The sequence below is a fragment of the Streptomyces sp. SID11385 genome (assembly GCF_010548245.1).
Classification (GTDB): Bacteria; Actinomycetota; Actinomycetes; order Streptomycetales; family Streptomycetaceae; genus Streptomyces.
This window is the reverse complement of record NZ_JAAGLR010000747.1, coordinates 21,735-33,128: the sequence shown is the minus strand read 5'-3', so window position 1 is coordinate 33,128 and position 11,394 is coordinate 21,735. Positions and strand designations below refer to the sequence as shown.

Annotated in this window: 11 protein-coding genes; 5 read left to right on the top strand and 6 right to left on the bottom strand. The window is 73.4% G+C overall.

All coding sequences use genetic code 11. The annotated features are described in order from the left end of the window. From G3I42_RS22765 to G3I42_RS22745, 5 genes are all read left to right on the top strand, one after another. The coding region (locus G3I42_RS22765) for a TOBE domain-containing protein (RefSeq protein ID WP_164288779.1) at nt 1–196 on the top strand (196 nt) is incomplete at its 5' end. After that, on the top strand, nt 193–1,074 hold the full coding sequence (locus tag G3I42_RS22760; RefSeq protein WP_164288777.1) for a 2-aminoethylphosphonate ABC transporter permease subunit: 882 nt from the start codon (nt 193–195) through the stop codon (nt 1,072–1,074). The genes G3I42_RS22765 and G3I42_RS22760, both read left to right, overlap by 4 nt. After that, nucleotides 1,061–1,858: an ABC transporter permease subunit gene (locus tag G3I42_RS22755; protein WP_164288775.1), complete on the top strand. Its 798-nt coding sequence runs from the start codon at nt 1,061–1,063 to the stop codon at nt 1,856–1,858. The genes G3I42_RS22760 and G3I42_RS22755 overlap by 14 nt, the downstream gene beginning before the upstream one ends. Nucleotides 1,859–1,905: 47 nt before the next feature. Continuing rightward, a complete protein-coding gene (locus G3I42_RS22750; RefSeq protein ID WP_164288773.1) occupies nt 1,906–2,964 on the top strand; it encodes a 2-aminoethylphosphonate ABC transporter substrate-binding protein in 1,059 nt (352 codons plus the stop codon). A 116-nt stretch (nt 2,965–3,080) separates the two neighbouring features. After that, on the top strand, nt 3,081–4,595 hold the full coding sequence (locus G3I42_RS22745; RefSeq protein ID WP_203607182.1) for an alkaline phosphatase family protein: 1,515 nt from the start codon (nt 3,081–3,083) through the stop codon (nt 4,593–4,595). 59 nt (nt 4,596–4,654) lie between these two features. Here G3I42_RS22745 and mnhG read toward each other — a convergent pair whose 3' ends face one another. Genes mnhG through G3I42_RS22715 form a run of 6 tightly spaced genes read right to left on the bottom strand, consistent with a single transcriptional unit; the run spans nt 4,655 to nt 11,327 of the window. Further along, nucleotides 4,655–5,056 carry a monovalent cation/H(+) antiporter subunit G gene (gene mnhG / locus G3I42_RS22740; protein ID WP_164288771.1) on the bottom strand — a complete coding sequence of 134 codons (402 nt, stop codon included), beginning with the start codon at nt 5,054–5,056 and terminating at the stop codon, nt 4,655–4,657. Continuing rightward, a complete protein-coding gene (locus tag G3I42_RS22735) occupies nt 5,053–5,367 on the bottom strand; it encodes a monovalent cation/H+ antiporter complex subunit F (RefSeq protein ID WP_164288769.1) in 315 nt (104 codons plus the stop codon). The genes mnhG and G3I42_RS22735 overlap by 4 nt, the downstream gene beginning before the upstream one ends. Continuing rightward, the gene (locus G3I42_RS22730) at nt 5,364–5,963 is read right to left on the bottom strand and encodes a Na+/H+ antiporter subunit E (protein WP_164288767.1); all 600 of its coding nucleotides are present in this window, start codon (nt 5,961–5,963) and stop codon (nt 5,364–5,366) included. Before G3I42_RS22730 ends, G3I42_RS22735 begins: the two co-directional genes overlap by 4 nt. Beyond that, nucleotides 5,960–7,576 carry a Na+/H+ antiporter subunit D gene (locus G3I42_RS22725; RefSeq protein WP_164288765.1) on the bottom strand — a complete coding sequence of 539 codons (1,617 nt, stop codon included), beginning with the start codon at nt 7,574–7,576 and terminating at the stop codon, nt 5,960–5,962. The genes G3I42_RS22730 and G3I42_RS22725 overlap by 4 nt, the downstream gene beginning before the upstream one ends. Beyond that, a complete protein-coding gene (locus G3I42_RS22720; protein ID WP_164288763.1) occupies nt 7,573–8,367 on the bottom strand; it encodes a Na(+)/H(+) antiporter subunit C in 795 nt (264 codons plus the stop codon). Before G3I42_RS22720 ends, G3I42_RS22725 begins: the two co-directional genes overlap by 4 nt. Further along, on the bottom strand, nt 8,364–11,327 hold the full coding sequence (locus G3I42_RS22715; protein ID WP_164288761.1) for a Na+/H+ antiporter subunit A: 2,964 nt from the start codon (nt 11,325–11,327) through the stop codon (nt 8,364–8,366). Before G3I42_RS22715 ends, G3I42_RS22720 begins: the two co-directional genes overlap by 4 nt. Nucleotides 11,328–11,394 lie beyond the last annotated feature (67 nt).

Below are 11,394 nucleotides of genomic sequence, written 5' to 3'. Positions count from 1 at the left end.
CCCGAACGCCCTGCGCGGCACGGTCGCCGAGCGGCAGTGGCGGGGCGACGCGCACCGGCTGCACGTCCGCGTCGGCGACCACCTCCTGCTCGTGGACGTGCCCGGGAGCGCGGAGCCCGCGGGTGTCGGCGAGGACGTGACGGTCGGCTTCGCGCCGGACGACGCGGTGCTCCTCGCGCGCGGGGGTGCCACATGAGCGGCACCGCGACCGGGACACCGGTCGACCAGAGCGCGGCCCTCCCCGCGCGCGTGCGCCCCGTACCGCGCTGGGTGTGGCTCCTGCCGCCCCTCGCCGCGCTCGGTTTCGCCTTCCTCTACCCGCTCGTCCTGCTCGTGCGGCAGTCGGTGCGGCCGGACGAGGGCGGGACGTCGTTCGCCGCGTACTCCGACGTGTTCGCCTCGGGCGCGTTCCGCGAGGCGCTCGGCACGACCGTGTACCTCGCGGCGGGGACGACGGCCGGGTGTCTCGTGCTCGGCTTCTTCCTCGCGCTCGTCCTCGCGTTCGTGCCCTTTCCCGGGGCGCGGCTCGTCGGGCGGTGCGTCGAGGTGTTCCTGTCCTTCCCCTCGTTCCTCATCACCCTCGCGCTGCTCTTCGTGTACGGGACGGTGGGGATGGCGAACGGGCTGTGGACGGACGTGACGGGCGCCGCGCACGGGCCCTTCGCGTTCCTCACCACCCCGTGGGGCGTCCTGCTCGCCGAGATCACCTACTTCACGCCGTTCGTGATGCGGCCGGTGCTCGCGGCCTTCGCGCAACTCGACACCGCGCAGGTGGAGGTCGCCGCCTCGCTGGGCGCGCGGCCCGCGCGCATCGTGCGGCGCGTCATCCTGCCGGAGGCGCTGCCGGCACTCGCGGCGGGCGGAAGCCTCGTCCTCGTGCTGTGCCTCAACGAGTTCGGCATCGTCCTGTTCACGGGCGCGAAGGGCGTCACGACCCTGCCGACGCTGATCTACAGCAAGGCGATCCTCGAATCCGACTACCCGGCCGCGTGCGCGGTCGCCGTCGTCAACATCGTCGTCTCCGTGGGCCTGTACGGCCTGTACCGGGTGGTGAGCCGTCGTGCTGGTGCGTAGCCGGGCGGGCAGGTACGCCGTGTGGGCGCTGTTCCTCGTCCTGTTCCTGCCGCTCTTCGCGCTGCCCCTCGGGGTCATCGTCGCGGCCTCGTTCGCGGGTCGCTGGTCGGGGGCGCTGCCCTCGGCGCCGACGCTCGCGCACTACGCCACGGCGACGCGCGGGGACGCGCTCGACGCGCTGACGACGAGCCTGGTGACGGCGGTCGTGGCGAGCCTGCTCGCGCTGGTCGTCGGTACGTGGGCGGCGCTCGCCGCCGAGGGGCTCGGGCCGCGCGGACGGCGGGTCGTGGACGCCCTGTTCGTGCTCCCCGTCGCGGTGCCCTCGGTCGTCGTCGGGCTGTGCCTCCTGGTGGCGTTCAGCCAGCCGCCGTTCCTGCTCAACGGGACGCGGTGGATCGTGATCCTCGCGCACACCGTGCTGGTCACGGCGTTCGCCTACCAGTCGGTGAGCGCGGCCACGCGGCGGCTGGACCCGGCGTTCGCGCAGGCCGCGGCGGGCCTCGGCGCCCGCCCGTTCACGGTGCTGTGGCGCGTACGCCTCCCCCTGCTGCTGCCCGCGCTCGGCGCCGCGGCCGGACTCTGCTTCGCCCTGTCGATGGGGGAGCTGAGCGCCACGATGATGCTCTACCCGCCCGACTGGGTGCCCCTGCCCGTTCTCATCTTCTCGGCCACCGACCGCGGTTCGCTCTTCTCGGGCGCCGCGACGGCGGTGGTGCTCCTGGTGACGACGCTCCTCGTACTGCTCGGGCTCTCCCGGGTCCGTACGCGGGCCTCGTACCGCTGAAGCAACCCTTCCCGCCCCGCAGTCCCCTCCCCCGGAGTACGTACGTCATGCGCACACGCCACCTCACCCCGCTCGCCGCCCTCGCCTCCTGCGCCGTCCTCGCCGCCACGCTCTCGGCGTGCGGCGGCTCGGCCGCCGCCGACGACAAGACCGTCACCGTGTACAGCGCGGACGGTCTGAAGGGCGAGAACGGCGACGGCTGGTACGACAAGGTCTTCAAGGACTTCGAGAAGAAGACCGGCATCAAGGTCAGGTACGTGGAAGGGGGTTCGGGCGAGATGGTGCAGCGCGCCGTGCGCGAGAAGTCCCACGCGCAGGCCGATGTCCTCATCACGCTCCCGCCCTTCATCCAGCAGGCCGACAGCAAGGGCCTGCTCCAGAAGTACGCGCCCGAGGGCGCGGACGCCGTCCCCGCGGAGACGAAGTCGGCGAACGGCACGTGGACGACCGTCGTCAACAACTACTTCGGGTTCATCTACAACAAGAAGGAGCTGAAGAACCCGCCGAAGACGTGGGACGACCTGCTCGACGGGAAGTTCAAGAACCGCCTCCAGTACTCGACGCCGGGCGTCGCGGGCGACGGCACCGCCGTGCTCGTCAAGGCGATGCACGACCTCGGCGGCAAGGACGCGGCGATGGCGTACCTGAAGAAGCTCCAGGCCAACAACGTCGGCCCGTCCGCGTCGACGGGCAAGCTCGCGCCGAAGGTCGACAAGGGCGAACTCCTCGTCGGCAACGGCGACGTGCAGATGAACTACGCGCAGTCGACGAGCATGCCGAACCTCGGCATCTGGTTCCCCGCCGGGGACTCCGGCAAGCCGACGACCTTCGCGCTGCCGTACGCGGCCGGGCTCGTCACCAAGGCTCCGCACTCCGCGAACGGCCGCAAGCTCCTCGACTACCTCCTCTCCCCCGCCGCGCAGCGCGAGGTCAGCTCGGTCGGCGGCGGCTTCGCGGCGCGCGCGGACGTCAAGGCGAGCGACGCCCGCGCCACGGACCTCGCGAAGATCATGGCCGGCGTCGAGGTCTTCGCCCCGGACTGGAACGACCTGAGCGAGCACCTGGACACGTACGTCGACGCCTGGAAGACCGCGACCGGCAGCTGACCGGCGGCCGAAGCCCGCGGGGGCCGGACACGGTGTCCGGTCCCCGGGGGCAGCCGCCACGCCCTGCCTCCCGGCAGGACGACCCCCTTCACACCCATGGAAATCGAGGCCCTGTGATGCCCGCAGACAGCACGACCGGCCCCCTCGCTCCCCTCTCCCCCTCGCGCCGCGCCGTGCTCGGCGGCGTCGGCGCCGTACTCCTCGGCGCCGCCCTCCCCCTCTCCCCCGCCCGCGCCGCCGACCGCACCCCGAAGGTGCTGCTCGTCGGCATCGACGGCGCCCTGCTTTCGCGTACCGCCGCGGCCGGCACCCCGCGCCTGGACGCCCTGCGCGCCTCCGGCGTGACCGCCACGAGCCTGCTGTACAGCGAACCGCTCGCGCCCACGCTCTCCGGTCCCGGCTGGTCGACGATCCTCACCGGCGTGTGGCCCGACAAGCACAAGGTGCGGGACAACGACTTCACCGGCCGCCGTTTCGACCTGTACCCGGACTTCCTCACCCGCGCCGAGCGGTACCGGTCCAGCCTGTCGACGTACGCCGTCGCCTCCTGGAACCCGCTCACCACGACCGTGTTCTCGGCGGAGGTCGACACCCGCGTCTCCACCCCGTCCGCCGAGTACGACACCGGCACGACGTCGCGTGCCGTCGCCGCCCTGCGCGACGCGAACCACGACGCCGTCTTCGTCCACCTCGACAACGTCGACCACGCCGGGCACTCCTACGGCGCCGCGAGCAACCAGTACCTCCAGGCGCTCGCGACCGTCGACGCCCAGCTCGGACAGCTCCTCGACGCCGTGCGCGGCCGGTCCTCGTACGCGCGGGAGGACTGGCTCGTCCTCGTGACGACCGATCACGGGCACACCGACGCGGGCGGGCACGGCGGCAACACCCTGCCCGAGCGGCAGACCTTCCTCGTCGCCTCGGGCGGCGGTCTCCCGGCCGGGAGCGTGCGCTACGACGTGCGGATGCCGGACGTCGCGGTGACCGCGCTCGCGCACCTGGGCGTGCCGATCGACCCGGCGTGGGGGCTCGACGGGCGTCCGCTCACGGTGGCGTCCACCGACCCCTTCGACACGCTGCGGCCCGCGCTCGGTGGCCGCGTCGACGAGACGGGCATCCCGGCCGGGACGCTCGGCTTCACGCACACCGCGCCGAGCGGCTGGAGCGTGGAGAACACCGGCATGAGCGGCGGCGTCACCGAGTGGCGCGGCTGGAGCTTCACGACGGACGAGTTCTGGAGCGCCACCGAACGCGGTCAGGGCCGCGAGAACAACGTCCGCGCGCGGAACGTCTTCGCGGTCGCGGACGGCGACGAGTGGGCCGACCGCACGTTCACGGGCGGCTTCGACTCGACGCTCGTCAGCCCCGCGTGGGCGGTGCCGGCGGGCAGCGTCCTGCGCTACACGACGTACTACCGGCAGGAGTCGCCGCAGCGCGGCGAGGTGCTGGTGTCCTACGACGGCGCCGCGCCCGTCTCCCTGCGGACGTACACCGCCGACGTCCCCTCGCGCACCGAGACGATCCCGCTCCAGGTCCCGGCGGGAGCGCGCACGGCGCGGTTTCGGTTCCGGTACACGGCGGGCAACAACTGGTACTGGACGGTGGACGACGTGGCCCTCGTACGGGGCTGAGGCCCCGTCGGCGTGGGCGGGAGGGCCCTGCTCCCCCGCCCACGCCCGGCAGGTGGTGGCTACGGCCTCGGCGCGTCCCCCTCCGCCCCCGGCGCGCCGCCGTCGTCCTCGTCCTCCGGGCTCAGTTGCGGGTCGAGGTCATCGCGGACGAGGTCGTGGACGACCAGCTGGCGGGTGCGGTAGGCGGAGCGGGCGACGAGGTGGGAGGCGACGGGGGCGGTGAGGAACTGGAAGAAGACGACGAGCGCGAGGGTGCCGATGTCGATGCCGTTGCGCAGCCGTAGCGCCACCCCGGCGACGATCAGGAGCAGGCCGAGGGTCTGGGGCTTGGTCGCGGAGTGACTGCGCGCCAGGACGTCGGGCAGCAGGAGCATCCCGAGGACGCCCAGGAGGCACTGGAGGCAGCCGAGGAGGAGGAGCACGGCCCCGGCGAGATCGGCGGTGCGGGTCCAGGCGCTCATCGGCGGTCTCCCTTGAGGGGTGCGGGTCGCGGGCGGTCGCGTACGGCGATGAAGCGGGCGATGCCGACCGAGCCCGTGAAGCCGAGGAAGGCGAGCACGAGCATCACCGGGATGTAGAAGGGGTCGCGGTCCCAGGCGGCCTTGACGCCGATGCCCGCCGTGATGAGTGCCGCGACGACGTCGAGCGCGACGGCCCGGTCGAGCATCGAGGGCCCGCGCCAGATCCGTACGAGCAGCAGGGCGCCCGCGAGCGCGACCATGGCCCCCGCCGCGATGATCAGGTTCCCCTCCAGGGTGTCGAGCACGCTCACGTCTCCTCCTCGGGGGGCGGGGCCGCGACCAGGCGGACGTCCTCCGCCGTGCCGAAGGCCCGCGCGGTGAGCCGTTCGGTGTGCCACACGGAGCGGCGGGCGCGGTCGATCTGCTGGGGGTCGTCGGCGTCGAGCACGTGCACGAAGAGCGTCGCCGTCGCCTGCCTGACCTCGATGACGGAGCCCCCGGGGACGGCCGAGACGGCGAGGGCCGTCGCGGTGAGCATGAGGTCGCTGCGGCAGCGCAGCGGCACGGCGACGACGGCGGCGGGGTAGGGGCCCGGGGTGAGGATCATGCGGGTGACCCGGATGCTGGACACGGCCATGTCCCACAGCAGGAAGAGCACGAGGCGCACGATGCCGAGCGGGCGCAGGCGCAGCCCGAGGTCGACGGCGGGCAGCGGGAAGAGGAGGCACACGGCGACGCCGACGAGGATCCCGTTGACGAGGTTGGCCCAGGAGAGCGTGCCCCACAGCAGGACCCAGATGACGGTGAGCCAGGCGATGAGCGGCAGGTCGAGGACACGTCTGCTCGTGCCGCCGCCGAAGGCCCAGCTGTACGGGGAGCGTCTGTTGCCCCGGAAGAGGATGCTCAACGGTGCAGCACCGCCTCGATGTAGGGGGTACGGGCGAGGAGTTCACCGGCGGAGCGGTCGGTGAAGGAGGTGAGCGGGCCGCCGAGGACCGTGTACGCGAGGCCGAGCGTGACGGCGGCGGCCGTGGCGAGCGTCATCGTGGGCGGCAGCCTGCTCGTGGTCTTGGTGACGGCGCGGCCCGAGAGGGTCGCGGGGGCGGCGCGCCCGGCCGGTTCGGGACGGGTCGTCTCGTCGTCGCCCTCGTCGTCGTTCTCGCTCTCCTCCAGGACCGCGCCCTCGGCGAGCTGTCCGGGCGGGGCCGCGCGCCAGAACGCGAGGTTCCACACCTTCGCCATGACGTAGAGCGTGAGCAGGCTCGTGGCGGCGGACCCGGCGACCAGCATCCACGCCCAGCCGCCCCCGGCCTGGGCGCCCGCGCGCAGGAGTTCGAGCTTGCCGATGAAGCCGGAGAGCGGGGGGACGCCCGCGAGGTTCATCGCGGGGACGAAGAAGAGCACGGCGAGCAGCGGGGCGCTGCGGGCGAGACCGCCGAGCCGGGTCAGCTCGGTGGTGCCGCCGCGCCGTTCGATGAGGCCGGCGACGAGGAAGAGGGTCGTCTGCACGGTGATGTGGTGGGCGACGTAGACGATCGCGCCGCCGAGCCCCGAGCGGGTCGCGAGGCCGATCCCGAAGACCATGTAGCCGATGTGGCTGATGAGCGTGAAGGACAGGACGCGTTTCAGGTCGGTCTGCGCGACGGCGCCGAGGATGCCGACGACCATCGAGGCGAGCGCGGCGAGCAGCAGGAGGTCGCCGAGACGGTGCCCGGGGAAGAGGAGCGTCTCGACGCGCAGCATCGAGTAGACGCCGACCTTGGTGAGCAGCCCGGCGAAGACGGCTGTGACGGGCGCGGGCGTCGTCGGGTAGGAGTCGGGCAGCCAGGCGGCGAGCGGGAAGACGGCGGCCTTGATCGAGAAGACCGTCAGGAGCATCGCCTCCAGCAGCGTGCGCGCGCCGAGCGGGATGTCCTGGAGGCGGACGGCGAGCTGACCGAAGTTGACGGTGCCGCAGGCCGCGTACGTCATGGCGATCGCGACGAGGAAGAGCATCGAGGAGAAGAGCGAGATGATCACGTACGTGGCGCCCGCGCGCACGCGGGGCTCGGTGCCGCCGATCGTGAGCAGGACGTAGCTCGCGACGAGCATGATCTCGAAGCCGACGTAGAGGTTGACGAGGTCGCCCGCGAGGAAGGTGCAGGAGACCCCGGCGACAAGGACGAGGTAGGCGGGGTGGAAGACGCCGAGCGGGCTCTCGTCGTCGCGGTCGGCCATGCCCTGCCCGAGCGAGTAGAGCAGGACGAGGAGGGTCACGGCCGAGGAGACGGTGAGCATGAGCCCGGCGAGCCGGTCGGCGACGAGCGTGACGCCGAGCGGCGGGGCGAAGTCGCCGAGGTGCACGACGAGCGGCCCGGTGCGGTCGGCCTCGACCATGAGGAGGACCGAGAGCACGAGCACGGCGGTGAGCACGGCGACGCTGATGAGCCGCTGGAAGCGGTGCAGGCGGGCCCCGATGGCGAGCTTGAGCCCGGTGACGAGGAGCGGGAGGACGACGGGGAGCGGGACGAGGGAGTTCACCGGGGCTCTTCGCCCTCCTGCCCTGGGTCGTTGGCGGGACCGGGGTCCTCGGCGGGACGGGCTTCATCGGGGGGACGGGGTTCTCCAGCCGTACGGGCATCTCCGGCCGTACGGGGGTCGGGGCGGCCCTCCTGCTCGGGGCGCCCCGGTCCCGTACCGCCCCCGTCCGGCCCCGTACCGCCACCGCCCTGCCCCGTACCGCCGCCCTCGTCCCCCGGGTCCGCGTACTCCTCCGGGTCGGCGCCGAGGATGTCGTTCCACAGGTCGCCGGAGGCGTCGCGGGCGCGGGCCTGGTAGGCGCGGTCGGCGCGCAGGCGGGCGCGGAGTTCCTTGCGTTCGGCGCGGTAGCGGGCGCGGGCGCGCGGGGAGTGGCCGCGAGTGGCGCGGATCTCGCGGTAGCGGGCGCGCAGGGCGCTGCGTTCGTCGAGGACTTCGGCGCGCAGGGCGACGAGGCGGTCCTCGGTGTCGTCGCGCAGTTCGTCCGAGCCCGTGACCTGGTGGGTGCGGTAGGCGAGGGCGAGGAGGAAGGCGGTGGTGGCGAGGGCGATGACGATGGCGGTGAGGGCGACGGCCTGCGGGAGCGGGTCGGTGACGCGGTTGCGGATGATGCGCGGGTAGAGGAGCGGGGGTTCGGCGGCGGAGCCGGTGGAGGCGAGGACGAGGAGGTTGGCCCCGTTGCCGAGGATGACGGTGCCGAGCAGGATGCGGCTCAGGGAGCGGGTGAGGACGAGGGCCCCGCCGACGGCGCAGAGCACGACGGCGGAGACGAGCACGGCGAGGCTCAGGGTCACCGGGCGCCCCTCTCGTGCTGGGCGGCGCGCAGGGCGGCGACGCGCTCGATCTGCCGGTCGATCTTGGCGCCGAGGGCGCGGACGAGGTCGAGGACGACGCCGAGGACGAGCAGGTAGACGCCGCAGTCGAAGAGGACGGCGGTGGAGAGGTGGACCTTGCCGAAGACGGCCCAGTCGCCGTGCCAGGTCCAGCCGTGGAGCACGGTGCCTTCGGCGAGTCCGCCGAGCGCGACGCCGGTGGAGACGAACAGGCCCAGCCCGGTGAGGAGTCCGGGCCCGAAGGGCGCGGCGGCGGCCAGTTCGAAGCGGCCCCCGGCGAGGTAGCGGGTGATGAAGGCGACCCCGGCGACGAGTCCCGCGACGAAGCCGCCGCCCGGCATGTTCTCGGCGCAGAAGAGCAGGTAGACCGAGAGCACGAGGATCGGGTGGTAGACGAGCCGGGCGACGACTTCGAAGATGACCGAGCGGTGTTCGGGCGCGAGGGTCTTGCCGGCGGCGAGCCAGGTGCGCTCGGGAGCGGTCTCGTCGCCCTCGGGGAGCCCGGCGAGGTCCCGGTGCGGGAGGGTCCAGGCGGTCCAGCGGGTCGCGCCCGAGGGCCGCCGTTCGCCGGGGCTCGCGCCCGTCGTGTGCACGGGGGACGGGGGTTCCCCCGGGGGCTTGGCGGGGAGCAGTTCGTCGCTCTCGGTGCGGCGGTGCAGGTAGATGAGGCTCGTGACGCCGATGGCGGCGGCGGCGAGGACGGCGGACTCGCCCATCGTGTCCCAGGCACGCAGGTCGACGAGGATCGTCGCGACGACGTCCTTGAGGCCGTGGTGCGCGGTCTCCTCGACCATCGCGCTCCCGGCGGGCGAGGCGGAGCGCGCCCCGGCCATGATCCACACGACGCAGCCGATGGCGGCCGCGCCGAGGAGCGCGACCGGTGCGCGCAGGACGCGGCGCCAGCGCGTGTAGTTCTCCTCGAAGTGGACGGGCATCCGGCGCAGGACGAGGACGAACACGACCATCGAGACGGTCTCGACGCAGAACTGGGTGAGCGCCAGGTCCGGGGCGCCCTGCACGACGAAGAGCAGCCCCGTCCCGTACCCGCTGAGCCCGACGAGGACGACGGCCTTCATGCGCCGCCGCGCGCCGAGGCACAGCAGGGCCACGACGCAGGTCAGGACGGCGACAGCGGCCTGCGCCGGGGTGTCCCACAGCCGGGGCGCGGGCGCGTCCTGCCACGGTTCGTCGACGGCGAGGACGGCGATCTGCCCGGCGAGGACGACGGCGAAGACGGTCGCGAGGTACGCGGAGAGCGAGCCGCGCTGCACGAAGCCCGTGCACTGGAGCGCGAGGCGTTCGAGGGCGAGGAGGAAGCGCCCGAAGACGAGGTCGGCGGAGCGCCAGGCGACGGCGCGCCCGAGCAGGTCGACGCGGTCGCGGAGGAGGAAGAGCCCGAGGCCGGCCGCCCAGGCGGCGGCGGAGAGCGCGAGCGCGGTGCCGACGCCGTGCCACAGCGCGAGGTGGTAGGGGTGCGCGGGCCGGGGGAAGGCGGCGGCGTACGTGCCGAAGAGGTCCTCGGTGCCCTGGACGGCGGGGCCGAGGAAGAGGCAGGAGGCGGCGAGGACCGCGGGCGCGAGGAGGAAGCCGGGCGCGACGGCGTGCGGCACGGTGTCGGGTACGCCGGGCTTGCGGGCGAAGGCGCCCCACAGGTAGCGCAGGGTGTAGCCCGTCGTGAGGGCCGAGCCGAGGACGCACCCGGCGAGGGCCCAGTGGTCGGCGGCGTCGCCGTTGAGGAGCGCCTGGAAGGCGGCCTCCTTGGCGGCGAAGCCGAGCAGCGGTGGCACCGCGGCCATGGAGAGGCCCGCGACGACGGCGATCGCGGCGAGGACGGGCAGGCGGCGGCCGAGCCCGGACAGCGAGCGCAGGTCCCGCGTCCCCGTCGCGTGGTCGACGACGCCCGTGACGAGGAACAGCGGCGCCTTGAAGAGCGCGTGCGCGAGGATCATCACACCGGTGGCGAGCCCGGTGTCGTACGTACCGGCCCCGGCGAGGACGGTGAGGAACCCGAGCTGGCTGACCGTGCCGTAGGCGAGGACGAGTTTCAGGTCGTGCAGGCGCAGGGCGCGCCAGCCGCCGAGGAGCATCGTCGCGGTGCCGAGGACGAGGAGGAGCGGGCGCCAGGGCTCGATGTGCGCGAAGCCGGGCGCGAGCCGGGCGATGAGGTAGACGCCGCCCTTGACCATCGCGGCGGCGTGCAGGTAGGCGCTGACGGGGGTGGGCGCGGCCATCGCGTTGGGCAGCCACAGGCTGAACGGCCAGATCGCGGATTTCGACAGCGCGCCGCACAGGATCAGGACGAGGGCGGTCGCGACGGTGCCCGAGGCGGGCGGCGGGTGCGCGACCAGCTCCGAGAGCCGGTACGTGTGCGTGACGGTGCCGAGGATGACGAAGCCGACGAGCATCGCGAGCCCGCCGAAGGTCGTGACGGTGAGCGCCTGGAGCGCGGAGCGCCGGTTCTGCTTGACGGTGCTGCCGTGCCCGATGAGCAGGAAGGAGAAGACGGTGGTCAGTTCCCAGAAGATGTAGAGCAGGATCAGGTCGTCCGCGAGGACGAGGCCGAGCATCGCCCCGGCGAAGGCGAGCAGGGAGCCGCCGAAACGGCCGAGCTGCGGGGTCGTGTCCTCGAAGTACCAGACGCAGTAGAGCAGGACGAGGGCCCCGACGCCGCCCGCGAGGAGCACCATCAGCTCGCCGAGGGCGTCGAGCCGCAGCGCGTAGTCCACGCCGTACGCGGGCAGCCACCGCCACACCGTGACGCTCTCGCGCCCGTGCGAGACGTCCGCCCAGGAGGCGAAGCCCCAGCACGCGGCGGCGGCCGGGGGCAGCGCGAGCACGGCGAAGGCCCGCCGCCCGAGCCACCGCACGAGGGCCGGGGCGCACGCGGCGAGCGTGAAGTGGGCGAGGAGCAGCGCGGTCATGCGGTGGGGCGGAAGCCCGGCGGGGGACAGAACACCCGACAGTGATATATCGGGCGCACCTTCGGGG